The organism is Sphingobium tyrosinilyticum, from assembly GCF_042654265.1.
Classification (GTDB): Bacteria; Pseudomonadota; Alphaproteobacteria; order Sphingomonadales; family Sphingomonadaceae; genus Sphingobium; species Sphingobium tyrosinilyticum.
In genome coordinates this window covers 175,176-202,155 of sequence record NZ_JBHSFZ010000001.1, presented here as the reverse complement: position 1 = coordinate 202,155, position 26,980 = coordinate 175,176, and the positions used below count along the sequence as shown (strand labels likewise).

Below are 26,980 nucleotides of genomic sequence, written 5' to 3'. Positions count from 1 at the left end.
GAAGCTCAAGCGTCGTCATGGCGGCTTCCAAGGGAGAGCGACCATGGCAATTACGCAACCAGCTGATCTGACATCCCGCCGCGATGAATATGAAATTCGCAAGATCGGCTTTGAAGACCTTCGCATCTCGCTTCGGCAAGGCTGGGAAGATTTCCAGGCCAAGCGCGGCGACCTGGTCTTCATCGGCTTCATCTACCCGCTCGTGGTGCTTTTCGCCATTCTGATCGCCAGCCGGGTATCGATCCTGCCGTTGCTCTTCCCGCTCCTGGCAGGCTCCGTCCTGTTCAGTCCGCCACTGGCGAGCGGCTTTTACGAATTGGCGCGACGCCGCGAACAAGGGCTGGATTCTCGCTGGCGGCATTTCCTGGATGTGGTCCGCGGCCCGTCCGCGCCTTCGCTGCTGGACCTGACCAGCGTCACGGCCATGTTGTTCCTGGCCTGGATCGCCGCCGCCTGGTTCATTTATAATTCAACCGTTGGCACGCTGGGCCACGAGGCGGTGTCTTCCGTGGGCGCGTTCCTCAATGCCGTGTTCGGCACATCCGAAGGCTGGAGCATGATCATCATCGGCAACTTGGTGGGGCTTGGCTTCGCCATTGTGGCGCTGGCGATCAGCGTTGTGTCCTTCCCGATGATCATCGACAAAAATGTTAATTGGGGGATCGCGCTGCGGACATCAGTCAAGGTCGCCTGGAACAATCCGGTGACGGTGGCGGCGTGGGGACTGATCGTCGTGGCCCTGTTAATCCTGGGCGCGCTGCCGGGGCTGGTGGGTCTGGCCGTCGTACTGCCGTTACTCGGATATGCGACCTGGCATCTCTATACGCGCGCGGTGGTTCGCTGAAACAGACACCCGCTCGGCCTGAGCTTGTCGAGCCCGTTCGACAAGCTCAGGCTCCCGAGGGGAGTTATTGGGCGGTGCTGGCTAACGCCTTTGGCTTTGGCATGGACGGAGCGCCATTCCCCAGGGTTGCAAGATATTTGATCAGCGCGGCCCGGTCCTCCGGCCGCCGCAGCCCGGCAAAGCTCATCTTGGTCCCAGGCACATCCCGTCCCGGCGAGGCGAGAAATTCGAACAACTTGTCATAGGTCCAACTGCCGCCATGCGCTTTCATCGCGGGGGAATAGGCAAAGCCTGCATGGCTCCCCACCGGCCGGCCCACAACGCCCCACAAATTGGGCCCGATGCGGTTTGGGCCGCCCTGCGTAAAGTCGTGGCAACTGGCGCAAAGCTGCGTCTTTGCCTTCCCCGCAGCGGCGTCTGCACCGACCAGCAGCGTGCCAAGATCAACGGCCGGTGCAGCGGCGACCGGCCCGGTCGATGCGGAAGGCATGGGCGCCTTACCCCGCATCTCCCGATGATAGGCAATCAGCCTGTTGCCATCGCCCGGATCGCCGAGGCTGGCGGGCCAATCGCGTTGAACCGACGCCATGTCCACGCGCGGCGGCATATCGTCGGCGGGCTTATAGGCGAGGTCCCCGGCAGTGGCGTGCGGATAGAGTTGGCCTGCGAACCAGCTGAAGCTCCAGAGCGCGCCCGCTGCTCCTGCCACGCACAAACCTGTCATCAGCCAGCGCGTCCTGCTCATGGCTTCAACCTCCGCCGCCCATGAAGATCGCCCGGGTCCAATAGGCATAATCGGCCTCGATCGTCATGATCCGTACCAGCACAAGCAGCACCAGCGGCGGCACCAGGATCGCGTAGATCAGCGACAGCCTTTCCCATGCAAGATGCATGAAGATGGACAGGATCAGCCCGGCCTTCATCAGCATGAACAGGATGATAAGCGTCCAGCGGACGATACCCTGCACATGCATGTAGTCGACCAGATAAGACAGCGTGCTGAGCACGAACAGATAGCCCCAGACCTTCAGGTACAGGCTGATCGGATGATGCTGCCCTTCATGGGCCACGGAGGTTTCGGTGCTGGGCATCTCATGCTTCATGGCGATCACCAGAGATAGAAGAAGGCGAAGATGAAAACCCAGACCAGATCCACGAAATGCCAGTAGAGCCCGGCAATCTCGACCGGGCTATAGTCGCCGGTCCGGTCATAATGGCCGCGGGCGACCTTCGACGCGATGATCAGCAGAAGGATGACCCCGCATGTCACGTGCAGGCCGTGAAAGCCGGTGATCATGAAGAAGGATGCGCCGAATTGCGGCGCGCCCATCGGATTGCTCCAGGGGCGCACGCCTTCCTCGAAGATCAGCTTGCTCCATTCGAACGCCTGCATGGAAAGGAAAACCAGGCCGAACAGCGCCGTCAGCAGCATGAGCCCGGCCGTTTTTCGCCGATCATGCCGGTAGCCAAAGTTCACGGCCATCGCCATCGTGCCGCTAGAACTGATGAGGGCGAAGGTCATGATCGCGATCAGCACCAGCGGGATATCCTGCCCGCCGATGTTGAGCGCGAACACTTCTGCCGTGTTGGGCCAAGGCAGCACGGCGGACGACCGCATCGTCATGTAGCCGGTGAGGAAGCAGGAAAAGATGAAGGTGTCGCTGAGCAGGAAGATCCACATCATCGCCTTGCCCCAATGGGTCTGGCGAAAGACTTCCTGATCGGCCGACCAATCCGCAGCAATCTCACGCAGAGAGGGCGTCAGAACCTCTCGGTCTCTTCTGTCCGTCATGGCGTTGGACATGGCGATGTGACCTCATGTCGATAAGAGCAGGGCGGCAATCAAAATCCAAAGGAAGAGAAGGAAGTGCCAATAAATGGCGCAGAGGCGCAGATGGGCCGGGTTGCTTTCAGTCAGCACCCAACCAGCGGCAACCAGGCCGCCCACTATGTGAAGGCCATGCAGCGCGGTTAGCAGATAGAAGAAGGCGTTGGCCGGATTGGACGAAAGATAATAGCCCGCCATTTGATAATGACGCCACAGCAACCATTGACCGACGAGGAAGCAAAGGCCCAGTGCAGCCCCAGCCAGTGAAGCACGCGCTGCCCGGCCTTCTGCGCTTGATCGGCGCGCCATTTCCCAGGCAAGGCTGCTTGCCACGAGAATGGCGCTGTTGATCCAGAGCAGTGGCGGATCGGGCATGGAGACCCAATCATCCGCATGGCCCATGGCGGCATGCAGTCCCATGCGCATGTAATAGGCCGCACCCAATAGTGAGAACATCACCATCGCAACGGCGAAATAGACGGTCAGCCCGACGCTGCCCGCCGAAGGGCGACCCTCCGGCTCACGCGGATCGCGGTCGCTTGCGGGCTCCCAGCTTCTTTCGGCAAGGCGCGCAAGGATGGTCATGTGCGCGGCTCGGTCTGCGCGATGAAGTCGCGCGGCGCGCCTGGAACGCTGTAATCATAGGCCCAGCGATAAACGACCGGGAGCTTCGGTCCCCAATTGCCATGGGCGGGGGGCGTCTGCGGTGTCTGCCATTCCAGGCTGGCTGCGCCCCAGGGGTTGGGTTCGGCGCGGGGGCCGCGGAACAGGCTCCAGATCATGTTGAAGAAGAACAGGCCCTGCGCCGCGAACACGATCAGCGCGGCTATGCTGATCCATTCATTGGCAAGATGCACCGATTCCGGGATGAAGCTTGTCTCGCCCAGCGCATAGTAGCGGCGTGGCACGCCCAATATGCCCAAATAGTGCATCGGCAGGAAAATCGCATAGACGCCCAGAAAGGTGATCCAGAAATGGAGTTTGCCTAGCGTCTCGTTCCACATGCGCCCGAAAATCTTGGGATACCAGTGGTAGATGGCGCCGAAGATCACAAGCACCGGCGACACGCCCATTACCATATGGAAATGCGCGACGACGAAGAAGGTATCGGACAGCGGCACATCGACGCTGACATTGCCCAGGAACAGCCCCGACAATCCTCCGTGGATGAAGGTAAAGATGAACGCGATCGCGAACAGCATCGGCACGCGCAGATGGATGTCGCCGCGCCACAGGGTCAGTAGCCAGTTATAGACCTTGATCGCGGTCGGAATGGCGATGATCAGCGTCGATGTGGCGAAGAAGAACCCGAAATAGGGGTTCATGCCGCTCACATACATATGATGCGCCCAGACGACGAAGCTCAAGGCACCAATGATGACGATCGCCCACACCATCATGCGATAGCCGAAGATGTTGCGCCGGGCATGGACGCTGATCAGGTCGGACACGATGCCGAAGGCGGGCAGCGCGACGATATAGACTTCGGGATGGCCGAAGAACCAGAAGAGATGCTGGAATAGCAGCGGGCTGCCCCCTTCGGTCGGGGTGATCTTTCCCATGCTCTGCATCGTCGGCATGAAGAAGCTGGTGCCGGCGAAATGGTCGAACAGCATCATGATCGCCGCGACGAACAGCGCCGGGAAAGCGAGCAGGCCCATCACCGACGCGGTGAAGATGCCCCATACCGACAGCGGCATCCGCATCAGGGTCATGCCCTTGGTCCGCGCCTGCAACACCGTGGTCACATAGTTGAGGCCGCCCATGGTGAAGGCCGCAACGAAAATCGCAAGGCTGACCAACATGGTTGCGATGCCCCATTGGTGCCCCGGCGTCCCCTCGCTGATCGCCTGCGGCGGATAGAGCGTCCATCCTGCTCCGGTCGGGCCGCCCGGCACGAAGAAGCCCGTCACCAGCACGATCACCGACAGCAGATAGAGCCAGTAGCTCAGCATATTGACGAAGGGGAACACCATGTCGCGCGCCCCGACCATCAGCGGGATCAGGTAATTGCCAAAGCCGCCCAAGAGCAAAGCGGTCAGCAGATATACTACCATGATCATGCCGTGCATCGACACGAACTGGAGGTAATTGTCCGGCTGGATCGCGGGAAAGGCGCCGGGAAAGCCCAACTGCAACCGCATCAGCGCGGACAGTATCAGCGCCACCAGCCCGATCGAAATGGCAGTCACGCTATATTGGATGGCGATGACCTTGTGATCCTGGCTCCAGACATATTTGGTGACCCAACTGTGCGGATGATGCAGCGGGCGTAGGTCGTCAGCCAGTGTAGTAGCCATCAGATAGAGCTCCGGGTGGCGGCAATAGTGCAGGCATTGGCCTTGATCAGCATGATCGACATGGCGGCCTTTGGCATGTCGGCCAGTATCTGGGAGAAACTCGTCTGCTGCGCCTGCCAGTCTGCGAAGGCCCTGGGCGTTTCCACAATGACTTTCCCCCGCATCTCATGATGACCGGTGCCGCACAGCTCTGCGCAGAGAATATCGAACGTCCCCGCCTTGGTCGGCGTCATCCAGAAATAGGTGACGATGCCCGGCACCAGGTCCATCTTCGCCCGGAACTCGGGTACGTAAAAGTCGTGCAGCACATCCTTCGATCGCAGCACGATCTTCACCGGCTTGCCCAGCGGCAGGTGCAGATCGCCCGCCTCGACCAGAAGGTCGTCCCGTCCGAACGGATCCAGCGGATCGAGGCCGATCGGATTGTCGGGCGTCACATATTTGACCGCCGCGGCGCCCAGCACTCCATCAGGGCCAGGATAGCGGAAGGACCATTGCCATTGCTGACCCACCGCTTCGATAATCGTGGCGTCCTGCGGCACCGACACATAGCGGCCCCAGGCCGCGAGGCCGGGAGCCAGCATTCCGGCGATGCCGATCGCTGTCCAGATCGTCAGCCGCTTTTCCAGCGAACTGTTCTCCGGCTCGTAATGGGCGCGATGCCCCACCCGGTGCCTGTAACGGACCAGCGTCCAGGCCATGAAGAGGTTGAGCAGGATGAAGGCGGCCGCGCAAATCCATAGCGTCACGTCGAGCGCGGTGTCGATGGAACCCCAATTGGATGCAAGCGGCGTGCGCCACCAGGGGCTGAATAGATGAAATGCGACCGAACCCAACACCAGCATGGCGATGGCGACCGCAATCGGCACAAGCCCTCTCCCATCGATGTGGGCGCTCGTTGCCGTATTCCGGCTTCTTTCGAGTCGCCCTCGGAAATTACCGTGAGCGGTAGCTTATAGAAAAAGCGGCAGAGGTGAAAGTCTTCCGCTTGTCATGCTGTTGAATCGAGATCCGGCGCGTCCTCCCGCTTACCGTTTGGTGCTTCGCCATACTCGAACGGGTTAATCACTTTGCCTGCCATTCGCGCCCGAAGATTGTTTGATCGAAAGACCTAAAAGCAGGAGGGTCGCAAACTCCGGCGGGACTAGATCATCTGGAGAGCATACTCATGTTGTCGCAATCGGGAACGATCAATACCCCACTTCTCGAGGCGAGGCTCGATCAGCCGGTGGAGGGCGGAAGCGCGCCTTCAAGTCTCTCCGCGCGCCAGATTTTCAAGATCATCAGGCGGCATGAATTGCTGCTCGGCGCCATCGTCTTCATCATTGTGGCGGTAGTCCTTGCGGTGCAATTGACGGCCACCCCGATCTATGAAGCCACGGCTACGGTGCAAGTGGAGCTTAACGATGACAGCGGGTCGCCTGACATGGCCGCCCGCAACCAGCAGCGCGTATCGAATGAAGCGAATATCTACCGTTCGCGCTCCCTTGCCGAACGTGTGGTGCAGGACCTGAAGCTGGCGCAGGACCCGCGCTTTGCCTCTGCGCCGCTGCCGTCGAATGCCATACTCGACACCCAGCGGCTTACCCGTCTTGCGGGAAGGCTGATGTCGATGACGTCGGTATCTAACCTCCGCGATTCCGACTTCGTTGATATCACCGTGCGATCCTCCTCGCCGGAACTCGCGTCGGAGATCGCCAACCAATATCCGGTCAGCCTGGCGGCATACCGCTCTGAAATGCGCGATGATCGCCAGGGCAAAATCGTTGCTCAACTGGATGGCGAACGCGACCGGCTGGCCATCGAAGCCCATAAGGCGGAGCAGGCTGTTGCGGATTTTCGCCGTAAGAATCAGATGCTGACAGGCGCCGGCGGAGCGGAGGACTATCAGCAGATCAACCGCATCGCCGTGGAAGCAGCCTCAGCTGCCGCCATGCGCGCCGCGCAGAATGCGCGTGCCGCTGTCGTCACCAGCGCCGTCAGCAACATCAGCACCGCAGGGGCGACTTCACCCCTGCTGGACCAGCAGAAGCGGCAGATGGATGATCTGATGCGGACGCGCAGCGAAATGTCCCAGATGCTGGGCTCTGAACACCCGCGCATGCGCGGGTTGGAGGCGCAGATTGCGGAAACGAGCGCCAACATGCAGCGAGAGCAGGCACGGGTCGTCACAGCGGCGATGCAGCAGGCGCAGGCTGAAGCAGCGCGCCAGGCTGGCATGGCGAGGAGCGAGGCGGCGGCTTCGTCCTCAAGAGCCGGGCAGTTGGAGGGAACCCTACGCTCCATCACCGGCAAGGCCTTCGCCAACACCGCCGCATCCGTCGAACTCAACGCTCTGGAACGCAATGCAGAAGTCGCGCGCAGCGCCTTCGCCGCGATGAGCACGCGCGCGCAGGAGGTTAAGGCCAGCCTTGCCGCTTCGGGCATCCACTCCCGCCTGATGTCGCCCGCCGCAGTTCCGCAGAGCCCCATCTCTCCGCGGCCCAAGTCGGCGACCTTCGCCGCCTTCGTCGGATCGCTGATCATAGGGCTAGTGATCGTGTTCGGCATCGAACTGACCGACAACAGGCTGTGGAGTGCAGAGCAGATTTATAATCAGTTCGGCCTGCGGACCTTCGCGATGCTGCCTGAACTCACCGGCGACGCCCTGACATCGGCGAAGGCCAATCCCGTAATCCAGGATCCGCAATCCCTGTTTGCGGAGGTTGCGCGGGGGCTGGGCAGCGAGGTCGCCGATCTGGCGACGCCTGGGCGGGCGCAAACCGTGCTGATTACCTCTCCCATCACCGGGGACGGAAAATCGACGGTGACCTTGTCCCTGCTGGCGGCCGCGGTGGCGATGGGCCGGCGCGCGATTGTCATCGACCTGGACCTGCGCCGTGGTGGAGACAGCACGATGGGCCCGGCTGAGGACGGGGACACAAGGCCTGACCTCATCGACTATCTGACGGGTGCGGCCGATGCCCGGCATGTGCTGCCCGCCCCTCCGGCAATGACCTTGGGGAACGGAGAGGTACGCGACCTAGTCACCTATGAGCCGGTCGTCATCAGCGCGCGGGAGCCTGCGCGCAATCCTGTGGCGCTTATGCGCATCGGCCGGGTCAATCACTTGCTGGACGAACTGCGGGATCAATATGACCTGATGATCATCAACGCGCCCCCGACGCTTGCGACGCGGGACTCGCGCATGCTGATGGATGCCGCCGATCACACCTTGCTCGTGGTGCGCTGGGGGCGCACGACCATCGAACAGGTGCGGGCTTCCCTGCAGGTCCTTCAGCGGCCCGTGGACGGGGTGGTAATCAACCGCGTCGATTATGCCGAGCACGCCCGCCGCGGCTATGGAGACGCTGTCCAGTTCTACATGGACTCGGCCGAATATTTCGAAGGCGACTTGCCGCGTCCCCGTCGCTGGTATCAGCGTCTGGGCGGCTTCCCGTGGCGCAGGAGCGCTGATGGCGTCGCCTGACGCCCGCCACCCAATATCCTGATGCTGACAAACCGGGTTCCTGCTTGAGCAGGAGCCCGGTTCTTTTTTGCGCAGGCAGTTAGACCCGCGCGGTCAAGGCGCAGTTCGCATGTTTTGCGCTCACCGAACTGACGGATAGCCCATCGGCCCGCTTAGTCCGTGGGCCAGCCGTGTCTATCGCGCCCGCCCGCACCGGGCAAATCACGGCTGATGAGGATCATCCGCTCGATCGCGAAGACCCCGCCAGTGCGGCGGCATGGGACGCCCTTAAATTGATGATCGTGCAGGAAGCTGCTTGACTGGCGGGCGCTCGGTCGCTGCCTCGCCTTATTCCGCGGGCATCTGCTCGACCGCCCGTTGTCCCGCGGCCGACCGAAGCTTGCTGTGTGTGACCCAGGCGATGTCCAGCAATATCGCCGTCACTACTGCCAAGGAGATGTGCGCAGCACTGGCGCCGGCTGGCCCGAAATAGAGGACGCCGGGCACCGCGATCGCGTAAAAGATGACTGTGCTCAGCGCGAATATCTGAAGAACCCGCTTGGGTTGGCCCATAGACAGCAACGCGCTTTTCGCCGGGATCGAGTGCATGATGAACAGGACGGCGATTACCTGGCTCATAAGCAGAGGGAAAGCGGCGACATATTGCGCACCTGGTCCGATGCGGAGCAGCCATTCTCCGAAGAACCAGGTAATGATGGCGATGACCGTTCCCGTTCCGCTCAACAGCAGTTGCGTATTGAAGATGGTGGAGCGGAAAGTGGCGTAATTGCCGCTCTGCCACATGCGGGCAAGTTCTGGGTAAAGCACGGTTTGAACCTGTGCTCCCATCTGCTGGCCCAATTTGGCAACCCGCTTGGCAAGGTTGTACATGCCCACCGCGCCATGGCCTGCAAGCGCGCCCACGAGCAGTTCGTCCGCTTCATGGGTCAATGTCCGGAGCGTTGTGGACAGATTGACGGTCCAGGCGAATGAAAGGAAGTCCGGGAAATCCTTTCGAAGGCCCCGGAGAGAGACGCTGAACGGCGATGGGATATTCTGCCGTTTCAATGCCTTGTAGCCAAGCCAGAGGAATAGCAGGCTGTTGAAGACCTCGGCGACCGTCCAGGCCAGGATGAATCCGATGACTCCCGCCCCGATCCAGAGGCAAAAGGCGGCCAGGAATGCGCGCAGGATGTTCGACAATATCTGCGAATAGGCCACTTCCCGGAACCGGCCGTCGAGCCGCAGGGCGGCGCCGGGCGCGCCGACTATCCTGCATAGCATCGCGAGCGCATAGATCGCCGCCACGTCCAAAGGCACAGGGGCGAAGATCGCTGAGATGCAGATCAGCAAGATGGAGGAGAGGGTGGCGGTGGTGATGTCCAGCAGCAGGCCATATCCATATAGCCGGGCCATGCGCACAGGATTGGCGTCGCTCTCCTCCTCGGCGGCAAATTTGATGAGCGGTTGCCAGGATTCGAAGCGTATCAGCCGTTCGATCGTGCTGGCCAAGGCGAGCACGATCACCATCGATCCCCATTTTTCCGGGCCCAGCCCGCGCGCAGCGATAGCGACGCTGATCAGCATCACGCCCAGATTGACGAAATTGCCGGTCAGCATATGGCCGATGTTGATCAAGCGGCGGCCCATCGGCCCATTCAGCACGGATGCGACTATCCGCATGCAATAAAATTCCTCAGGCTTTCAGGGGTGGGAAGGCACTGCCGGGCGGTCTTCGGCCCGGATATGCGGCGGGCTGCGGACTTCTTGCACTATACCAGATCAGCGCCGGGCTGACCGCCAGATAGATGAACAGGAACCACGCACGGCCATAGACATGTGCCACCCCCATCGTGGCATTGGCGAAGACCACGACTGCCGTAACCGTTGTCAATAATATGAGTTTGCCATGAGGCAGCCGTCGTGCAGCCACGCCTGCGACGATCGGCACCGCCAGAATGACAAGATAGCCCAATAGGGACAGGGCGCCTCCTTCGTTCAGAAGCAGCAGATAGGTATTGTGAACCGGCAAGCCATATTGGCTGGTATAGCGATACTGGTCCGCGCCCAGGCCGACGATCAGATTATTATCAGCCATGCCCAAGGCTTCCATATTCAGCTCCTGGCGATGCTCGAAGGTTCCAGCTGCGGAGATGTCGCCGGAATCTAGAGCCGAAAGGACACGCGTCTGGAAAGTCTTGGGCAGATAATCCTGGCCAAACATCAAGACAGAGCCGCCCAGGCAAACCACCGTGATCAGCGTCTTGAAGTTCCGGCGCCCGCCAAAGAAGATCAGCGTCGCCGCTATCATGCTGTAAAGTCCCGTGTTGGAACTTGTCAGGATGACGCCCGTGACCAGAAGTCCCATACATGGCAGCGCAACCATGGGCCTCATCTGGCGCGACAGCAGCAGGAACCAAAGGAGGGGCATGGACATGACAGTCAGCACCGCCATGGCATTGGGATTATCGACGAATCCTGAAAGGCGCTTGCCGCCGGTGACCAGCTGCATTTGGCCTTTCGCCATGCTGGTGTAACCAGACATGTAGATGACAATGCCGATCGCGCACATGATTGCCATTCCCCAAAGGCCGCATTTGATCAGCCGGATCACTTCCTTTTCAGGCCGCCGCAGCAGAACCAGGGGCACGATCAGATAAGCGAAGAAATATTGGGAAATGAGCGTGAGACAGCGGGCCATGTCGCCATTGAAGATGCTGCCCAGGAACAGCCCGCCAGTCAGCAACAGGAGGCCGAGCACCCACATCCAGGTAAGCTCGGCGAAAGGACGCGCCATGCGACCGGTGGAAAGGCGCAGCATGAAGGCGCCCAGGAAGAGGCCATCGCCCAGGGTGAAATAAAGGCTGGGCGGGTGCAAGGCGACGTAGGGGGCGAAAAAGACCGCGCCTTGCAGTAGGATAAACTCCCACCGGTGCAGCTCTTCCGTCCAATTCTGCGTCAGGCCGCGCATGTCATTGACAGGGGGACGGGCGGGCGCAGCGAACCTATTTGCCTGATGATAGTCTGTCCGCACGTCGCGCTCCGGGCCCGCCACATTAGCAATGGTTCGTCAGCAGCATGCAAATCTGGTTCAGCTTAGTCCATTGCACATAATTTCAGCGCCTTATTCATAAGGAGCAGCGCTATACGCCCATTGGGTATCCGTATCGCGCCAGTAGAAAACCGCATGCCCGCGTCAGCAGCCTGCGCTTCCCCTCCGGCATCTGTTTCCGCCATGAATCATCGCTTTTGACGCGGATTCCCTTCTGCATCCGCAGCCGGTTGCCTGCCACCTGATGGACCGGGTTAAACTCGCCAGCCTCGTAATCGCGTGGGTCGAGCGCTATGCCGGCAAGCGAGGCGATGCGTTGGAGGCTGCCGGCCGGATCGGCTGCAACATCCTCATAACGGATGCGCAGATATTTCGACGGCCCTACCTTCCGGCACAGCCATTCCGCCGCGAGATTCACATAGGCCCAGCGAGCGGCGCTGTAGAGGAGCGGCTTGGGCACGATCACCCTTTGTAATCCCTTGGACGCGTCGGCTTCATAAGCTTTCGACAGGGACCATGCCACGCCCCGGACATCGCGAACGAGGTGAATGACGTGAAGATCGATGCCCTTGATCTTCGCCAGCGCCATGCCGCGCCCAGGCCATTTGGATGAATCGACGATGGCGGCTTTTCCGGATCGGTCAGACATCAGCCGCATCAGCCGCGCGGTATGGCTGGAGAACGTTTCGAGGTCGCGGCTACCAAACCATCTTCGCGGGCTGAAGACCGTGCCCACCTTCCATTGTGCGCGCCGAAATTCTTCAATGAAGCGGGGCGGCTGTTGAGCATGCCATTGTTCGACGACCGGCTGCCAGAAGGAACAGCTTCTGACCCGTTCGCCGCAGGCGCAATATTCATCGTTGAGATAAACGTGCTGGCTGAGGCCGATGATCTCCCCGCCGCCGAACATGGAACGCTGCTGGCCCAGCAATATGTCGAGCAGCGTTGAGCCGCTGCGACCATATCCGCAGATGTAGATCAGCTTGATTGGCTGTGTTTCGGCCGTGCTTGCAATCTCATCCCATGTCGAATGTTCGGCAGGATTGATGTCTCGTCCGTTATCATGCGCGAGCGGCATGTCCATTCACATTACCCTTTCCTAGCACGGCGCCCGCCGCCGACTGGATAGCTGCATCATCGATCAGGGCAGGATAGCTGCGCGCCGCTGCCGTCCTTTTCGAAGCTGCGGGCTCGGTGGCGGGACCCAATGCCTGCAAGCCTTGCGCCGCCGCCCAGATGGCCGCCTGGGTCCGATTGGCCACACCGAGTTTCCGCAGCACTGCCTTGACGTGGACCTTCACCGTGGCTTCGCTGATGCACAGTTGGCGCGAAATGATCTTGTTGGGCAGGCCGCTTATGAGGCGCTGGAGAATCTCCATTTCGCGGGCCGACAAATTGACGGAGTCAATTGTTGCTGCGCCGCCGCTAGGAATGCCATCCATATTCTCACCGATTAATCGTTCCGCCAATTGCGACGGGAAGATCTTCTCGCCAAAAGCGATGAGGTCCAGATAACCGGCGAGCCGCTCCCAAGGCAGATCATTGGTCAGATAGCCTTGCACGCCAGCCCGGAAAGCTCCCAGCATGGCGTCATAATCGAACTCGGTTGCCAGAATGACGATCTTGGCGGCCGGATGCTGCTGGTGAGCGGCGGCCAAGGCCGCGCCATTCCATTTGAGTTGCTGATCCTCCATCAAGATGAGCAGGAATGCAGCGTCCGTGGAGCCGCTCCTGCGCAATTCCTCGACTGAAGGACCTGCATAGATGATTCGACGGTGTTCTTCGGAAAGAAGGCGCTTGAGGCTTTCGCTGGCTATGGAGTTGCAGCCGACAAGCGCAACATCGGAGGTCGTCGTCATACCCGTCACTCCGTTCATATCACGGCGAGCCGTAATGCGTCGAAACATGAAGTTACTGGAATATTGCGACCAATTTTTTTGTGTTTCGGGACAGTAGCACATATGGAAACTTCAACAAGTGTCTCATTCGATTGTAAAATTGATCTACATTGATCTCCGATGATATGATTCCAGCTTAACCCTTTGAGCTATATAGCTACTCGCCTGGGGCGATTTCCGTCGCCTTTGAGCCACGACTGCTCAGGCCAAGCGAGTCGCGCCGTAAAATTCCTTCTGTGCCGTCGGTCGCCTTCGCGCTGGACCTCGCAATCGGCGTGGGAAATGAAAATCGAGTTTCGCGCCTGTCAATAATCCTGAAGACGTAGTTCTTCGCCATCTGGAACATCCGCTGGAGCGCCGCAGACGCCCTGAATGCTCCCATTCAGCTATCTTGCTACCGAAGTTTGCGACAAGGGATGATAGCTGTCTGGTTCATTGCGGCCCCAAGCCAAGTCGCTAGGCTTTTACGCAAGCCAATTGACCATGGCGTTACTGCATGCGCGACGAATGTGGATCGCTTCATTCAGGCACGTGCCGGTCAAATCAGACGTTTACGACCGCGCAAGGGGTTATCATGGCAGTAAGCACTTCGCCTGCAGCATCCGAACCCTATTTTGATGAACTTGGGGAAAGGCGGAAGAAGTTTGCCGATGGCGGGCCGCTATGGGCCATTCTGCTCCATGACCTGCTCACGCGGCCGACCGGCTTCCCCGGGCCCGCGCGCTTCGCCGCCCTCATGCTTATCGACGGGACGCTTATCCTGTTGACGTTGCTTCTAGTCACGTTGGCCATTCCCGGCGCTGTTTCCTCTGCCTTTTACGGCAGGCCCAGCCTCATGGGCTTTTTCAGCCTCACGGCGGTGTTCACCATTTGCCTTACGGGTCTTTATTGGCGGAGCTGGCGGTTTCTGTCTTTTGGAGATGGTATAGCCATTTCGACCTCAGTCATGGGCGGAATGGCGTCGGGCTGGGCGCTATGTTTCATCATCTCTGTCAGGATCAGGTCGGCGCCACTCGATGCCTTGGGCTTCGCGCTTCTGCATACCGCGCTCTTGCTGGTGACGATGATTGGCGTTCGCACCCTGCGGCGCGGCCTGAGGGAGTTTGCGCGGGGCCGAATGGCGCCTCCCGAAGACAGCCACAATATTCTGCTGCTCGGCAAATTGGAGTGGATCCGCTCGCTCGTGGAGATGCTGAAGGCGGACCGGGAAAACCGCTATAATGTGGTCGGTGCGCTGACCTTTGACGGGCGCGAAACGCGGCTTCAGGTTGCGGGCGTCCCCGTGCTGGGCTCCCCGGACCAACTGCCGCAGATCGTCGAAACTCTTGCGCTCAAGCGCCTCAAGCCGGAATGCCTTGTCATTCGCGGCGACAAGTCCATGCCGCGACGCGCCTTTTCGCATCTGGTGAAGTTGGCGGATCAGTGTGACCTTACCGTCGCCAGCGCCAACGATCTGCAGCGGAGCGAAGACGGCGAGCCACGCATCGAGATCAAGCGCTTCGAACTGGCCGACCTGCTGGGCCGTCCGGAAGTCTCGCTCGATCGCAACATCGTCGATCGGCTGATCCGTTCCCGCCGCATTCTCGTGACGGGCGCAGGGGGAACGATCGGCGGCGAACTCGTCCGGCAGATCGCGACCTTCAAGCCTGCCGAGATCGTTCTTCTCGATCATAGCGAGTTCAATCTCTATACGATCGAGATGCAGGTGAGGGACCTTTTCCCGGACATCATCTGCCGGCCCGAACTCTGCTCGATCCGCGAGCGTTCAGCAGTCGAAGACGTGTTTGGCCGCCATCAGCCCGAAATCGTCTTTCACGCTGCTGCGCTCAAACATGTGCCCATTGTGGAGGGCAATCCCTGCGCGGGCGCGCATACCAATGTGCTTGGCACTCGCAATGTCGCTGACGCGGTCTGTGCGCATGGTGCGCTCGCCATGATTCAGGTATCGACGGACAAGGCCGTCAATCCGGTGGGCGTCATGGGCGCAACCAAGCGGCTGGGCGAACTTTACTGCCAGGCGCTGGACCTGATCGGGCAGTGCGATCCGGATAGCCCCCGCTTCATGACCGTGCGTTTCGGAAATGTTTTAGGCTCCAGCGGATCGCTGGTCCCGCTGTTGCAGCAGCAGATGGCCGCCGGAAAGCCGCTGACCGTCACGCATCCTGAGATCGAGCGTTATTTCATGACGGTCGGCGAAGCGGTTCAGCTCATCTTGCAAAGCAGCGCGCGCGCCATGGAGGCGAAGATCGATCGCGGCACGATCTTCGTGCTCGACATGGGCGAGCCGATCAAGATCGTGGACATCGCCCGGCGCATGATCCGCCTGGCTGGGTTACGCCCCGATATTGATGTTCCGATCCAGTTCGTCGGCCTTCGACCGGGCGAAAAGCTCTACGAGGAATTGTTTGATAGTACCGAGGAGCGCGCCCGATCCTCGATCCCCGGCGTCATAGAAGCGACGCCCTGTCCGGTGCCGCTGGAGAAGCTTGTCCAGGCATTTGCCGAATTATCGCACCTCATCGCTGCCTGTGACGAGGATGGCGTGCGCGACCTCATGAAGGAGCTGTTGCGAGCGCCGGCGCAGTCCACCTGGGCAAAGACGCTGCGCGAGATGACGCGCGAAATCGATGTCGTGGGCAAGGCAGCGAATGAATGACCCTGGGGGATAGCATGAAGCCGATGACCGACCCGCAGCCCCTTATCGCGGCACCGCCGCTCCCATATTCGCCAGCGGCCGACCGCCGCTGGCCGCAATATGAGCAGGACGAAATCAACGCTGTCGTCCGCGTGCTGGCGAGCGGCCGCGTCAACTCGCTGGTGCATGGCGACGAGTGCCGGGCGTTTGAACAAGAGTTTGCCGACTATTGCGGCATGCCGCACGCCATCTCGCTCGCCAATGGAACGCTGGCGCTGGAACTCGCCTTTCGCGCTCTTGGCATCGGCGCCGGGGATGAGGTCATTGTGCCCGCACGTAGCTTCTTCGCCAGCGCGTCGGCGGTCGTCGCGGTGGGGGCCGTGCCGGTTTTCGCCGACATTGACGTCGAAAGCCACACCATTGACCCAGGCGCCGTCGAGGCGCTGATCACCGATCGAACGAGAGCGATCCTCTGTGTGCACCTCGCAGGCTGGCCATGCGACATGGATGCGCTTTGCGCTCTTGCGCAGGCGCACGGGCTTGCCCTGGTCGAAGACTGCGCCCAGGCGCATGGGGCGGCGATTCGGGGCAGAAAAGTGGGGTCCTTTGGCGACGCGGCGGCCTTTTCCTTCTGCACGGACAAGATCATGTCCACCGGAGGGGAGGGCGGAATGCTGCTGCTCAGGGATGCCGCGCACTGGCGCCGCGCCTGGGCGTACAAGGATCATGGCAAGAATGTCGCGCTGCTTTCCGCGCCGTCATCGGGACATGGTTTCCGCTATGTCCACGAGAGTTTCGGCACCAATTGGCGGCTGACCGAAATGCAGGCGGCGATCGGGCGGGTGCAGTTGCGCAAGCTGCCGGATTGGCTGAGGCAGAGGCGCAGCAACGCGGCTGTGTTACGGCAGCGTCTCAGCGATCATCCATTGGTACAGCTGCCCACCGTACCCGACGGAGTGGAGCATGCTTATTATAAATTCTACCTGATGCTGAACCTGGAAGGATTTGCGCCAGGGGCCGACAGGTCGGACATCGTAGCAGAGCTGGTCCAAAATGGCATGGCAGCGGGCAGCGGCTCCTGCCCGGATATGTCGCGCGAACTTGCCGTCCGCAACAGCCTTCATCCCAACACGCGCCTTCTCCCGGTTGCAGCCGAAGTGGGCGAACGCAGTCTCATGCTTCCGGTCGATCATCTCTTAGGAGAGAAGGCGATGAATTTCATGGCGGATAGATTGCTGAACGCTTTGGGCCGGACAGGCTGCGGCCCATGAAATCAGCGGCTCAAGCAATTCCGATTGACTTTAATTCGTTGCTGTTCTGAAACAGCAGAAATGCCTTAGAGCATTGCTGCGACGAAAGGGGAGACGATGATGCGCTTTCTTCCTATCATTGGCCTGTCGCTGCTGGTCAGCCTCATGACCGCTTGCACTGGTTCCGTTTCCGGTCTTCCCGCGGTTTCGACCGCCAATGCCAATCAATATAGGCTCGCGCCTGGTGACGAATTGCGTGTCATCATTCCGGGGCTTGCCGAAGTGGAAAACGGCACGGCCTTTGTCGTCAATGACAGGGGTGAGCTCACCATTCCCCTTATGGGCGGTATTCCCGCGAGCGGATCGACGATCCCTGAACTTGAGCAGCGCATTGCCGCCTTGCTTGTGGAAAAAAGATTGATGGTTTCGCCGGCGGTTAGTGTGCAGCCTGTGAAACTGCGGCCCATTTATGTTCTTGGTGAGGTCCGCAGCCCTGGAGAATATCCGTATCGTCCCGGAATGACAGTCGTGACCGCCGTTTCAGTGGCAGGTGGCTTCACCTTCCGCGCCAATCGCGGCACCGTGGCCATCATTCGCCAAGTCAATGGGCAGGCGACGACGGCAAAAGCATTTGAAAGCACTCCCGTTCAACCTGGCGATACTATCAAGGTGGTCGAAAAATGGTTCTGATATCTGCCCGTTTCGCTTCTTTTCTTTCGTACGGAGCAGTAGCCACTGCTGCCTTGATCTCTCCAGCGGCAGCACAGGAACTCGACCGGGCCACTCCCTTGCTGGAGGCGCCATCTGAATATGACCCGGTGCCCATCCAGCTCGGACGGATCGCCGCTTTTGTAGGGGCGGATGCTCGCCTGGAATATGACTCCAACATCTATGCCCTGCCGTCGAACGAAATTGACGACATGCGCTTCACTGCTTCGCCCTGGGTGAACCTGCAGATGAAGGACGATACTTTGGACCTGGGGCTGCAGGCCCGTGCTGTCGTGCGCCGCTATTTTGATAATAAGACGGAAAATTCGGAGTCGGGCTCGGTCCGGTTCAATGGCGTTTTCAAATTGTCCGGCAGCGACAGCATCAGCGGCCAGGCTGGCTGGCTACGGCTGGTGGAGGAACGTGGCGAACCCGAAGGGCTGAGCATCACCAACATCGGCCCTCGCAAATATGACCAGTTGCGCGGCGAACTGGGCTACACGCATGAGGGCGCGCGCATCACCCTCGGCCTTAAAGGCGGCGTGCTGCACAATAACGCGCTGCGTTCGATCGATGCCGAGCGTGACTATAATCAATATACGGGCTCAGCCCGTGTCGGTTACCGGGTCAGCGGGATCATTACGACCTTTGGAGAAGTCTTCATCGCGGCCCGCGAATTCAGGTTGCCGGTCGATTCGTCGGGGATCGATCGCGATTCCAAGACATATGGCGCACGTGGCGGCGTGTCGTTCGAGCCGGGCGGCCTCATTCGGGGCGAGGCGGGCATCGGCGTTTTTCGCTTCGAGCCGGATGCCGCGACGCAGGATTCCAGAACCGGCCTTTCCGTTTCGGCAGCGCTGACCTACACGCCCACACCCCGCCTGGTCATCACGCTTGACGGCTTCCGAGGCGATGTGGCCACGGTCAGGTCAGGCGCGCAGTCGCGAACGGACACTCGGCTCCGCCTCGGCTTTCAAAATGAGATCTATCATAACCTCCGCTGGCAGGGTGCGGTCATCTACCGCCGCAGCAGCTTCCTCGGCAGCGCCCAGCATGAGCGTACGCTCGCGGGGCTTCTCGAGCTGGAATATTTACTGAACCGCAATATCGCCTTCGCGATCACCGGGCGCCTCGCCTCTCGCAACAGCACGATCGACTTGGACGACTTTGACCGGAGCATCTTGGGCGGGGAGATTCGTTTCCAATATTGACCTGCCGCACCGCCCTGATCCCCACGGTTCAGCGCACCTCGCGTCCGGCGAGGCGTTCCCGGTGCGCAAAATCCAGGAACTCGTCCAGGTTCGCCCAACCATTATGGTCAGTATCCTGCCATGCGTCGTTCCGCATCGGGTTCATGCCATGGGCGCGTTCCCAATTATCGGCCATGCCATCCTCGTCCAGATCGACATAAGGCGCTCCGGACGAGATGGCAGGCAATGTGCGCGGACCGGTCAGGTCGGCCGGATTACGCAGGATCGCCCCCGTACGTCCGGTCACATCCGCTACTGTGCGCACGTCCAGAGAGTCGCGCGGAAAGGCTCCCGCCTGCTTTAAGACTTTCGCATAAGCATTTTCGGCAGACATGACCCGCACACTCAATGGGCATATGGGGTGCTGCGCCATGGCTGCCTCCGCGGGGCTGGTCGCCATGATCTTGACATGGTCCAGCTTGTTGTCGGCAGCGAAGATTTTCGATTCTCCCGTGCTGGCGACTAAGACGCGATCTATGGCGGGGATGACGGCCTTGCTGTTGGGACCTTTCTTATAATAGTTCCCGATGATGTTGACGGGCGTACCGCCGAATGTCTCGTGCACTTCGGTAAATTGAGACGAGCCGTTGTAGAAGACGTTGTTAAGAACTTCCACGCAGGAATGGGGCGGGAAGTTCACATCCGGATTGCGATCTCCATTATGAGCGCACAAATTGCCGATGAAGCTGAGCTTCTGCGCATCCTTGGGGTCCGATGCGAGCAGCGCGCATTTGTCATGCCGTGGCACGCCCTGGGTGAAGATCGAATTGGAGATGGTGATATTGTCATTGTCGGCATAGCCGCTCATGATCTGGTCGAGCGCCCAGGCGCCGCTGACATGATCAAAAATGATGTTGCGGCTGTTCTTGTAGAGGAAGGATCCATTACTTCCCCGATGCGAGCCGTTCAGGTCGGTGCGAACGCGGATGTGCCGTATGATGACATCATGCGTGCCCTCCGCCACGATCGGCGTATATCCCTCTGCACCGCCGGCGTGTGTGATCAGGATGCCGCCGCCAGGGGCCGTCTGCCCGGCGATGGTGATGTAGGGATTGCGGATAAGTGGTCGGCGGGAGGTGAAGCGGATCACGCCGCCGACGCGGAAGACGCAGGTTCGCGGACCTTTTTCCTCGATGCAGTCGCGCAGGGAGCCGGGGCCATGATCGGCCAGCGTGGTGACCGGAATGATTGCGCCCCCACGTCCGCCACGCGCGCGCCGGCCGAAACCTTCCGCGCCGGGAAAGGCATCGACTCCGGGGACATCCGGAAGGACTGATGATCCGCTGAAATCTGCCGGGCCACGCTCCTCGCTTTGGCCCGCGCCCCAATCCGTCGTCGCGATGAAGGGCGTCACCAGCAGCGCGGCAATGCCCGCGCAGAGAAGAGTGGTTGTGTTATGACTCACCATGGCTGATCGGCGCCCGTCTTGGCAGCAGAAAGGAGCGACTGATAGATCGCGCTGATCTGCGCAACGTGACGGTCGGCCCCATAAAGTTGGGTCGCGGCCTTCAACGCTTTAGCCGCAATCGTTTCCGCTTGATCCGGCGAGTCGAGCAACCGCAGGATCGCCTCGGCCATGGCGGCGGGATCGTCGGCGGCGGAAAGGAGCCCTGTGACACCCTCTTCGATCGCCTCCAGATTGCCCCCGGATGCCGCCGCAACTACCGGTGTGCCCAGAAGCATCGCCTCAATCAATGATCGGCCGAAGGGCTCGTCGATCGCGGGCACTGCATGAATGTCGCATGCCGCCATCAACTCGGCCGAGTTATAGCGGAATCCCATGAGGCGCAGCCGATGGCTGATCCCGAGCGTCTGTGCCCGCTCGGTCAACTGGTCCTCGACGCCCGGTTCCAGCGCGGAGCCGAACATCAACCCCAGGAAGGGGAGCGCTGGCCGCTTTTCCGCTAGGCGGGCCACTGTTTCCACGAACAGCATGGGCCGCTTGCGCTCGACGAGATTGCCGAAGAAGCCGATCAGCTTGGTTCGGGGATCGACATTCAATTCTTCGATAAGGGCCTGATGTGCCCTCGCCTTGTCGATCGGTTCGGCGTCAGTGTCGAAGGGGCTGTAAACAACCGCAGTCTTGCGCACGGCCTTCTTCCCGCGCCGCACTTCCGACAAGGCGAACTGCGACACTCCTACGATCCGGCTGGCGATCAAGGGTGCCAGAAAACGCACGCCTCGCGCATCGGGCATGCCGCGATGGTGCCAGAGCAGCTTTGCTCCCGCCAACCGCGCAGGCAGGGCCCAGGAAATGTGCATGGCCCCCTCATTGCTATGCACGATTTGGACGCCGTTCATCTTGAGAAAGCCGGCGAGACGCCACTGATCGAAGCAGGTGCTGATGAAGGATATCGCTCCTCCCGTCTGAGGAACACCCCGCGACTGGCCGAAGAACCGCCTGCCGGGCAAGGTGATGTAATCCAGTCCTTCGGAACGAAGCAGTTGCCCCAATTGTCCTCCACCATAGTGCAGCACAATCAAGGGAGCGAAGCGTGTGCGGTCGAGCCCCTGGATCAGCTTTATCGCCGATATATGACTGCCGCCTACTGCCCCGCCGCCGAAGGGAAAGCAGATTCGGGCAGGAGCCGCCGTTCGCGCGATGCCGCCCACCTGTCGTGGCGCCGGCTCCATAACCTCAGTCGCAGAAAAGCGCTGCAGCATCACATCACCTGTGCCCGTCGGATGGAGGATTGTGACCGGTTTGGCCGCTGGACAGCCATGCCGCTCACGCTGTCATAAAGCGCGGCGTAAAGCGCGCCGATCCTGTCCATGGCGAACTTCTGCCGGACACGCTCGCGCGCGGAGAATCCAAGCTCCCGGCGGCCATCCGGGCCGTGTTCCGCCAGCGTCAGGATCGCCTTGGCCATCAGTGCAGGATCGCGCGGCGGCACGATGATGCCCGTATCGCCGATGACGAAGCGGCTATCCCCCACATCCGTCGCGATGCAGGGTACGGCGCATGACATGGCTTCGCCCAATATGTTCGGGAACCCTTCGCCCCAGGCCGATGGAAGGACGAGCAGGTCCAGGCCAGGCACCCATTCTGCCAGCGACCTGTCATGACCGCGCAATGTCACTCGATCGGCCGGAATTGCCTGCAGCGTTCGCGCCAGATCGCCAACAGGTCGTTCCATGCCCTCGCCGCTCAACAGCAGGTGGATGTCCGCCCCGGCTTCTCTCGCTCGCCTCACGGCTTCGACCAGGGTGGCTGCGTCCTTCATAGGATGGTTGCGCGCGGCCATGCCCACGATCAAGGCGGCTGGGTCGATCCCCAGCCGCTCTATCAGCCGCTCCCGGCTTCCCGGCTGCGGACGGAAATGTCCGCAGTCGAACCCGTTGGGAATGACCATCGTCCGCGATGCGCAAAAGCCCAGCCGCTCATGCTGCTGTGCGGCGGCATGGGAATTGTAGATGATCCGGCGCGGCAGTCGGGACAAAAGCGCTTCCACACGGATAATCGCGCGGGTGGCGGGCTTTTCTTGAGCCAGATCCGCGAGGCTGTGGCGCACATTCCAGATCAGGGGAATGGATGGCCGTTGCAGCCCTGCACCTATGACCGCCGCGAGATGCGCATGATACATCCAGGCCATGACGATGTCCGGCCGCTCTTGCCCGATGATCGAGCGCAGCCGGGCTAGCGCGGCCGGCAGCGCCAGTGCGCCGTCGAGTCCGCAGCTGTGCAACGGTACGCCGCTCGCGCGGATACGGTCGCCTCCCACGCCCGGTGTCATCAGGGAAATCACGCAAGATTCTATATCGCCACCCTGCGCGCGCTCATGTTCCACCAGCTTGGCCAGCATGGTTTCTGCGCCGCCGACATTCAGGGCCGTGATGACATGGGCAATTTTCATAGTTGCTCCTGAAAGTCGGCAAACGAGGCCCGCGACGACGGATCAGGCAGCCGACAGCAGTTCCTCGATTTCCGACCCGGCCCCGATCCTCTCCACAACCTCCAGCGCGCCTTTTTCGCGCAGGGCGAACAACGTCCCATGATGCTCGCCTGAGGGAAGGGTGCGGATGATGAAGAGCAGTGATCCTGGTCCCCGCAAATAGGTGCACAGATTTTCCACCGCCTGCTTCAACTCGCCTTTCGGAAAATAATTTTCGTTCAGGACATTGGCAGCGCGGATCAGGTCAAACCGCCCGGCGAACGTGTCGCGAGATACCAGCACATTATCCTGAACCACGGTGATGCTGTCATGATCGCGGAGCCGCGGACTGACGAGTTCGACCTTCCTGACGCCGATCCCCTCGCGTAGCTTGCGCGCCGCCCTTCGGCCGAGCAGCCGCCTCAGCAGCGGCCGGACCAGCCACATGCCGGTAAGATAATCCATGCGCCGCCGCCAAGGCCGCATGGACCAGCCGAACAGGTCCGCCTGCAACAGCTGTCCTTCCTCGTTCAGCAGGGCGGAACAGTTCGGGCCAAGCGGGACAATCCAGGCGTGGATCGTATAGTCGGTCCCGGTGATGCGCGGCCGAAAGCCTTCGCGACGCAATGTGTCCCACAGGTCCAGCGTCGTCGCGCCGGACGACACGCCTACGTCGAGCAGTTCATTCAGTTCGACGCGCCGTTGCCTAAGTGCCTGCACCAGGCGCTGGTCAATCTCGTCAAACCGTCCTCCCCATGTGCATTTGAAGGTGTTGTTCGGATTTTTGATCGAACTGAAGAAGGCGTCCTCCACCTGCTGGGGCAGGGCGTCGGCCGCGCGCGAAAAGAATTGGGAGGCTGCAATGGTCATAGACCTGAAATTACAATTTGTTGGCTCTTCAGGAAGCTGGGCGCTTGGCTAGCGTCAGGCCATTAGGGATTAGTCCGAATGCGAGCGGCCGCGCTCTGCTGGCTAAGCCCCAAAGCTCAGCACGGGCGTTCATCCGATATCATACTCAATGGCCATGGATTCATGAATTTACTCGCCGCATTCTGACCAAATGAAGACATTCGTCAGGACGAGCGCCCCGTCGGGCAAGCCTCATGTCGCCTTCGTTCTCGCGGGCCTGCGCGCGGGCGGGTCGGAACATATCGTAAGCTTGCTTTGCAATCATTTCAGCCGCTTGGGCTGGACCGTCAGCCTTTTCGCTTTTGAAGAGCCCGGCACCGATCCCTACTATCCCCACGACCCGGCCGTACGCGTGTCGCAGATCGGCTTCCCGCCGGGACGGCTGCCCCTCCTGCAATCGGCATCCGCCATGTTCCAGAGGGTCGCTGCATTGCGTAACGCCTTGGGCGCGGCCAAGCCCGATCTGGTGGTCAGCTTTCTGACGCGTATCAATGTCATCAGCGTGTTGGCGGCAGGGCCGCTCGACATTCCGGTCATCGTATCCGAACGCAATAATCCGGCCCTGCAGCGGCCCGGCGTCGTTTGGTCCGCCCTGCGCCGTTACGCCTACGCGCGGGCTTATGGCCTTGTGACGATGACGCAAGGCGCGATGAACCAGTTCCCGCCATCCATGCGCCGCCGCCAATGGGTGATCCCCAATCCCACGTACGCGCCGATCGAACTAGATCCGCACCGCACGCCCGGCCACACTATCGTGGCCGTCGGGCGCCTAGTGCAGCAAAAGGGCTTTGACCTGCTGCTGAAAAGCTTTGCGCGCGTTGCGGATCATATTCCCCAATGGTCGCTCGTCATCTGGGGCGAAGGTCCCGAACGAGCCACGCTGGAAGCGCAGCGGGACGCATTGGGGCTGCGCGACCGGGTGGCGATGCCCGGCGTTACTCAAGAACATGGCGGCTGGCTGCGTGGCGCTGACATATTCGTTCTGTCTTCCCGGTTCGAAGGGTGGGGGATCGTCATCGGCGAAGCCATGGCCGCAGGCGTGCCCACTATTTCCTTCAACTGCCAGTGGGGGCCTGGGGAAATGATCGTCGATAATGTCAGCGGCATTCTCGTTCCCGACGGCGACGTCGCCGCAATGGGCGAAGCGATCGCGGCCTTGTGCAAAGACCCTGAGCGCCGCGCGCAATTGTCTCAGGCCGCCCGGATCGCGTCGATGCGCTTCAGGATAGACAGCATATTGGGCCAGTGGGAGGATGCGATCACCGATGCGCTCGCGCCTGCCCAGCCCCAGGCAGTTCCACTGAAAGCCGCCGCCGCCTGACTGGCCCGGCCTTTTTCAGAATTGCTCCATTGTTTCGATAATTCTGTCGGCTGGCACCATCTGCCGGTGCGCATAGTCATGTATCCGCCCCGGCCGCACGATCTGCACCGTGTTCCATCCCAACGAGCGGGGGGCGGTGAAATCCTTCGACGGATTGTCGGCGACATAGGTCAGCGCCCCACCCGACCGGCCAAACAGCTGCTCTACATGTTCGAACGCGCGCGGATTCGGTTTCCAGCAGTCCCGGCCCCATTTGTCGGTGCATATCCCCATGTGAATCCCGCGCCCATAAAGGCCGAGGGCCCTGATCTTGCGCCTTTGCGCGTCGAGGAAGCCGTCGGTTATCACCGCGAAGGCCGTTGCCGCATCACGGCTTGCCAAAAACCGCTCCGCGTCGGGAGCCAGGCCGATTTCCGGGCGATGCTGCCGGTAGGTGGCCAGCATCCGCGCGATAGTCGCTGGCTGGGCGTCAATCCCCAAGTCCCTCAGGCTGTCGTCGAAGATTTTTGTGCGGCAACCGGCATCGAAACGGTTGCGCATAACTTGCCCGAGCCCACTGACACCCAAGGCGGCCGCAGCCCATCGGCCTACCGCCTTGAAGCCGCTGAACACATAATCACGCTCCAGATATAGCGTGTCGTCCAGGTCGAAGACGATCACCCGGCTGAACCGACGGCGCATGGCCTCTCCTGGGTCAGACAAAGACCGCATCGTCGAACCGCAGCATCAGTACGCCATCTCGCCAGCCGTCATCCGCTGTCTTGGGCAGCCCGAGCCGTTCCTCCAGCATCCATAAGGCAAAGCGCGCGCCCGCCTGATGCGCCAAGGGATAGCCTCCGCCAAAACGCGCGTTGATCTCGAAAATGGAGGGCGCGCCACTCGCATCCACGCGCACCTGAAAACACAGGGCGCCGCGCGCGCCCTGCAGACTTTCGCCAAGCCGCCAGGCGACGTCCTGCAGCGCCCGATCGCGAACCGTGATTCCCTTTTCCACCTCGCCTGAACGCACGCGCAGCCGCTCGTGCGGGATCGCGCATTTCAGCGCGCCTTCCTGATCGAAATAAAGGCTTATGGTGAATTCACGGCCGTGCAGATATTCCTGCAAAATATAGGGTTCGGCCTTCTTCAGGCCCAGCAGCTGTTCGCGATCATGCACCATCATGATGCCGCGGCTCGAACTGCCATGCCGCGGCTTGGCGAGGAGCGGCAGTGTAAGGTTTGCAGCGCCGTCCAAAAACTCCTCGAGCGCAATGGTGCGGGGGGAGGGGAGGCCGGCCTGCGCCAGGAAGGTCGCCGTCGCCAGCTTGTCGCGCGCCATTTGAACCAGCGGCTCGTCGCTCACGGCAACATGGCAGCCGATGGCGCTGAACTGGTCCCGCGCCTGGCTATAGGCCAGCAGTTCGGTGTCGATGGTAGGCACGACCAACCCGATCTGCTCACCCTTGCAGATGTCGAGCATCGCCGGGATGAACTCGCCGCTTTCCGCTGGAGGCGCAGCAAAGGCCTTGTCCGCTTCCATGCAGGCTGGGCTCCACTCCGGCGTCATGTCGCATGCGAAGATGGTCAGGTCTGCGCCCAACGCACCTGCCGCCTCACGAAAGCTGCGCAAGAGGCTGACCCGGCGGCCTGCCGAGCTCAACATCATGCGCAGCGACCGCCCGCCGG

24 protein-coding genes are annotated in these 26,980 nt (G+C 60.9%); 8 read left to right on the top strand and 16 right to left on the bottom strand.

Going from position 1 to position 26,980, the window contains the following annotated elements; all coding sequences use genetic code 11:
- Nucleotides 1-43 precede the first annotated feature (43 nt).
- A complete protein-coding gene (locus ACFO3E_RS01020) occupies nt 44-844 on the top strand; it encodes a DUF2189 domain-containing protein (protein WP_066525265.1) in 801 nt (266 codons plus the stop codon).
- 64 nt (nt 845-908) lie between these two features.
- Here the strand turns inward: ACFO3E_RS01020 and ACFO3E_RS01015 are convergent, their stop codons facing one another.
- Genes ACFO3E_RS01015 through ACFO3E_RS00990 form a run of 6 tightly spaced genes read right to left on the bottom strand, consistent with a single transcriptional unit; the run spans nt 909 to nt 5,841 of the window.
- Nucleotides 909-1,589 carry a c-type cytochrome gene (locus ACFO3E_RS01015; protein ID WP_380801812.1) on the bottom strand — a complete coding sequence of 227 codons (681 nt, stop codon included), beginning with the start codon at nt 1,587-1,589 and terminating at the stop codon, nt 909-911.
- A 4-nt stretch (nt 1,590-1,593) separates the two neighbouring features.
- Nucleotides 1,594-1,947: a cytochrome C oxidase subunit IV family protein gene (locus tag ACFO3E_RS01010; RefSeq protein WP_380801810.1), complete on the bottom strand. Its 354-nt coding sequence runs from the start codon at nt 1,945-1,947 to the stop codon at nt 1,594-1,596.
- 5 nt (nt 1,948-1,952) lie between these two features.
- Nucleotides 1,953-2,636 carry a heme-copper oxidase subunit III family protein gene (locus ACFO3E_RS01005; protein ID WP_156518533.1) on the bottom strand — a complete coding sequence of 228 codons (684 nt, stop codon included), beginning with the start codon at nt 2,634-2,636 and terminating at the stop codon, nt 1,953-1,955.
- Between the two features lie 24 nt (nt 2,637-2,660).
- A complete protein-coding gene (locus tag ACFO3E_RS01000) occupies nt 2,661-3,257 on the bottom strand; it encodes a cytochrome c oxidase subunit 3 (protein WP_380801807.1) in 597 nt (198 codons plus the stop codon).
- Nucleotides 3,254-4,972, bottom strand: a complete 1,719-nt coding sequence (locus ACFO3E_RS00995; protein WP_066525254.1) for a cytochrome c oxidase subunit I — start codon at nt 4,970-4,972, stop codon at nt 3,254-3,256. The genes ACFO3E_RS01000 and ACFO3E_RS00995 overlap by 4 nt, the downstream gene beginning before the upstream one ends.
- A complete protein-coding gene (locus tag ACFO3E_RS00990; RefSeq protein ID WP_066525250.1) occupies nt 4,972-5,841 on the bottom strand; it encodes a cytochrome c oxidase subunit II in 870 nt (289 codons plus the stop codon). Before ACFO3E_RS00990 ends, ACFO3E_RS00995 begins: the two co-directional genes overlap by 1 nt.
- A gap of 299 nt (nt 5,842-6,140) precedes the next feature.
- On the opposite strand from ACFO3E_RS00990, the gene ACFO3E_RS00985 reads away from it, so the two are divergent.
- The gene (locus tag ACFO3E_RS00985) at nt 6,141-8,441 is read left to right on the top strand and encodes a GumC family protein (RefSeq protein ID WP_380801804.1); all 2,301 of its coding nucleotides are present in this window, start codon (nt 6,141-6,143) and stop codon (nt 8,439-8,441) included.
- 170 nt (nt 8,442-8,611) lie between these two features.
- Nucleotides 8,612-8,740 carry a hypothetical protein gene (locus tag ACFO3E_RS00980; RefSeq protein WP_257784373.1) on the top strand — a complete coding sequence of 43 codons (129 nt, stop codon included), beginning with the start codon at nt 8,612-8,614 and terminating at the stop codon, nt 8,738-8,740.
- Between the two features lie 28 nt (nt 8,741-8,768).
- Here the strand turns inward: ACFO3E_RS00980 and ACFO3E_RS00975 are convergent, their stop codons facing one another.
- The 4 genes from ACFO3E_RS00975 to ACFO3E_RS00960 form a co-directional block, all read right to left on the bottom strand.
- Nucleotides 8,769-10,103 carry a lipopolysaccharide biosynthesis protein gene (locus ACFO3E_RS00975; RefSeq protein WP_380801801.1) on the bottom strand — a complete coding sequence of 445 codons (1,335 nt, stop codon included), beginning with the start codon at nt 10,101-10,103 and terminating at the stop codon, nt 8,769-8,771.
- Between the two features lie 13 nt (nt 10,104-10,116).
- Nucleotides 10,117-11,454 (bottom strand): O-antigen ligase family protein, encoded by a 1,338-nt coding sequence (locus ACFO3E_RS00970; RefSeq protein ID WP_156518398.1) that lies wholly within the window; start codon nt 11,452-11,454, stop codon nt 10,117-10,119.
- A gap of 109 nt (nt 11,455-11,563) precedes the next feature.
- Complete coding sequence (locus ACFO3E_RS00965; RefSeq protein ID WP_082919556.1) at nt 11,564-12,556, bottom strand: sulfotransferase family protein; 993 nt, start codon at nt 12,554-12,556, stop codon at nt 11,564-11,566.
- Entirely contained in the window at nt 12,534-13,331 is a 798-nt protein-coding gene (locus ACFO3E_RS00960) for a LuxR C-terminal-related transcriptional regulator (RefSeq protein WP_066525241.1), read from the bottom strand. Before ACFO3E_RS00960 ends, ACFO3E_RS00965 begins: the two co-directional genes overlap by 23 nt.
- Nucleotides 13,332-13,944: 613 nt before the next feature.
- Here ACFO3E_RS00960 and ACFO3E_RS00955 point away from each other — a divergent pair.
- The 4 genes from ACFO3E_RS00955 to ACFO3E_RS00940 all read left to right on the top strand — a co-directional run bounded on the left by ACFO3E_RS00955 (nt 13,945) and on the right by ACFO3E_RS00940 (nt 19,174).
- Entirely contained in the window at nt 13,945-16,026 is a 2,082-nt protein-coding gene (locus ACFO3E_RS00955; RefSeq protein WP_066525238.1) for a polysaccharide biosynthesis protein, read from the top strand.
- Nucleotides 16,023-17,276: a DegT/DnrJ/EryC1/StrS family aminotransferase gene (locus ACFO3E_RS00950; RefSeq protein ID WP_225870579.1), complete on the top strand. Its 1,254-nt coding sequence runs from the start codon at nt 16,023-16,025 to the stop codon at nt 17,274-17,276. Before ACFO3E_RS00955 ends, ACFO3E_RS00950 begins: the two co-directional genes overlap by 4 nt.
- 96 nt (nt 17,277-17,372) lie before the next feature.
- Nucleotides 17,373-17,945 (top strand): polysaccharide biosynthesis/export family protein, encoded by a 573-nt coding sequence (locus ACFO3E_RS00945; protein WP_156518396.1) that lies wholly within the window; start codon nt 17,373-17,375, stop codon nt 17,943-17,945.
- Nucleotides 17,936-19,174 carry an outer membrane beta-barrel protein gene (locus ACFO3E_RS00940; RefSeq protein ID WP_066525236.1) on the top strand — a complete coding sequence of 413 codons (1,239 nt, stop codon included), beginning with the start codon at nt 17,936-17,938 and terminating at the stop codon, nt 19,172-19,174. The genes ACFO3E_RS00945 and ACFO3E_RS00940 overlap by 10 nt, the downstream gene beginning before the upstream one ends.
- Before the next feature lie 28 nt (nt 19,175-19,202).
- Here the strand turns inward: ACFO3E_RS00940 and ACFO3E_RS00935 are convergent, their stop codons facing one another.
- The 4 genes from ACFO3E_RS00935 to ACFO3E_RS00920 are packed head-to-tail and all read right to left on the bottom strand — an operon-like array spanning nt 19,203 to nt 23,955.
- Nucleotides 19,203-20,621: a pectate lyase family protein gene (locus tag ACFO3E_RS00935; RefSeq protein WP_066525234.1), complete on the bottom strand. Its 1,419-nt coding sequence runs from the start codon at nt 20,619-20,621 to the stop codon at nt 19,203-19,205.
- Nucleotides 20,615-21,877 carry a glycosyltransferase family 4 protein gene (locus ACFO3E_RS00930; RefSeq protein ID WP_082919553.1) on the bottom strand — a complete coding sequence of 421 codons (1,263 nt, stop codon included), beginning with the start codon at nt 21,875-21,877 and terminating at the stop codon, nt 20,615-20,617. The genes ACFO3E_RS00935 and ACFO3E_RS00930 overlap by 7 nt, the downstream gene beginning before the upstream one ends.
- Nucleotides 21,877-23,067, bottom strand: coding sequence for a glycosyltransferase (locus ACFO3E_RS00925; protein WP_066525231.1), 1,191 nt, complete (start codon nt 23,065-23,067; stop codon nt 21,877-21,879). Before ACFO3E_RS00925 ends, ACFO3E_RS00930 begins: the two co-directional genes overlap by 1 nt.
- A gap of 42 nt (nt 23,068-23,109) precedes the next feature.
- Nucleotides 23,110-23,955: a hypothetical protein gene (locus ACFO3E_RS00920; RefSeq protein WP_066525229.1), complete on the bottom strand. Its 846-nt coding sequence runs from the start codon at nt 23,953-23,955 to the stop codon at nt 23,110-23,112.
- 190 nt (nt 23,956-24,145) lie between these two features.
- Between ACFO3E_RS00920 and ACFO3E_RS00915 the strand changes: the two genes are divergently transcribed.
- The gene (locus tag ACFO3E_RS00915) at nt 24,146-25,315 is read left to right on the top strand and encodes a glycosyltransferase family 4 protein (RefSeq protein WP_380801794.1); all 1,170 of its coding nucleotides are present in this window, start codon (nt 24,146-24,148) and stop codon (nt 25,313-25,315) included.
- 15 nt (nt 25,316-25,330) lie between these two features.
- On the opposite strand, the gene ACFO3E_RS00910 is transcribed toward ACFO3E_RS00915, so the two are convergent.
- Complete coding sequence (locus ACFO3E_RS00910; protein WP_066525227.1) at nt 25,331-25,996, bottom strand: HAD family hydrolase; 666 nt, start codon at nt 25,994-25,996, stop codon at nt 25,331-25,333.
- A gap of 13 nt (nt 25,997-26,009) precedes the next feature.
- The gene (locus ACFO3E_RS00905) at nt 26,010-26,960 is read right to left on the bottom strand and encodes an ATP-grasp domain-containing protein (protein ID WP_380801791.1); all 951 of its coding nucleotides are present in this window, start codon (nt 26,958-26,960) and stop codon (nt 26,010-26,012) included.
- Nucleotides 26,961-26,980 lie beyond the last annotated feature (20 nt).

Bases quoted from the DNA above. Each gene is read 5' to 3' on its own strand.
- ACFO3E_RS01020 (WP_066525265.1), top strand. From the start codon at position 44: ATGGCAATTACGCAACCAGCTGATCTGACATCCCGCCGCGATGAATAT.
- ACFO3E_RS01015 (WP_380801812.1), bottom strand. From the start codon at position 1,589: ATGAGCAGGACGCGCTGGCTGATGACAGGTTTGTGCGTGGCAGGAGCA.
- ACFO3E_RS01010 (WP_380801810.1), bottom strand. From the start codon at position 1,947: ATGAAGCATGAGATGCCCAGCACCGAAACCTCCGTGGCCCATGAAGGG.
- ACFO3E_RS01005 (WP_156518533.1), bottom strand. From the start codon at position 2,636: ATGACGGACAGAAGAGACCGAGAGGTTCTGACGCCCTCTCTGCGTGAG.
- ACFO3E_RS01000 (WP_380801807.1), bottom strand. From the start codon at position 3,257: ATGACCATCCTTGCGCGCCTTGCCGAAAGAAGCTGGGAGCCCGCAAGC.
- ACFO3E_RS00995 (WP_066525254.1), bottom strand. From the start codon at position 4,972: ATGGCTACTACACTGGCTGACGACCTACGCCCGCTGCATCATCCGCAC.
- ACFO3E_RS00985 (WP_380801804.1), top strand. From the start codon at position 6,141: ATGTTGTCGCAATCGGGAACGATCAATACCCCACTTCTCGAGGCGAGG.
- ACFO3E_RS00975 (WP_380801801.1), bottom strand. From the start codon at position 10,103: ATGCGGATAGTCGCATCCGTGCTGAATGGGCCGATGGGCCGCCGCTTG.
- ACFO3E_RS00965 (WP_082919556.1), bottom strand. From the start codon at position 12,556: ATGGACATGCCGCTCGCGCATGATAACGGACGAGACATCAATCCTGCC.
- ACFO3E_RS00960 (WP_066525241.1), bottom strand. From the start codon at position 13,331: ATGACGACGACCTCCGATGTTGCGCTTGTCGGCTGCAACTCCATAGCC.
- ACFO3E_RS00955 (WP_066525238.1), top strand. From the start codon at position 13,945: ATGGCAGTAAGCACTTCGCCTGCAGCATCCGAACCCTATTTTGATGAA.
- ACFO3E_RS00950 (WP_225870579.1), top strand. From the start codon at position 16,023: ATGACCCTGGGGGATAGCATGAAGCCGATGACCGACCCGCAGCCCCTT.
- ACFO3E_RS00945 (WP_156518396.1), top strand. From the start codon at position 17,373: ATGATGCGCTTTCTTCCTATCATTGGCCTGTCGCTGCTGGTCAGCCTC.
- ACFO3E_RS00940 (WP_066525236.1), top strand. From the start codon at position 17,936: ATGGTTCTGATATCTGCCCGTTTCGCTTCTTTTCTTTCGTACGGAGCA.
- ACFO3E_RS00935 (WP_066525234.1), bottom strand. From the start codon at position 20,621: ATGGTGAGTCATAACACAACCACTCTTCTCTGCGCGGGCATTGCCGCG.
- ACFO3E_RS00930 (WP_082919553.1), bottom strand. From the start codon at position 21,877: ATGCTGCAGCGCTTTTCTGCGACTGAGGTTATGGAGCCGGCGCCACGA.
- ACFO3E_RS00925 (WP_066525231.1), bottom strand. From the start codon at position 23,067: ATGAAAATTGCCCATGTCATCACGGCCCTGAATGTCGGCGGCGCAGAA.
- ACFO3E_RS00920 (WP_066525229.1), bottom strand. From the start codon at position 23,955: ATGACCATTGCAGCCTCCCAATTCTTTTCGCGCGCGGCCGACGCCCTG.
- ACFO3E_RS00915 (WP_380801794.1), top strand. From the start codon at position 24,146: ATGAAGACATTCGTCAGGACGAGCGCCCCGTCGGGCAAGCCTCATGTC.
- ACFO3E_RS00910 (WP_066525227.1), bottom strand. From the start codon at position 25,996: ATGCGCCGTCGGTTCAGCCGGGTGATCGTCTTCGACCTGGACGACACG.
- ACFO3E_RS00905 (WP_380801791.1), bottom strand. From the start codon at position 26,960: ATGATGTTGAGCTCGGCAGGCCGCCGGGTCAGCCTCTTGCGCAGCTTT.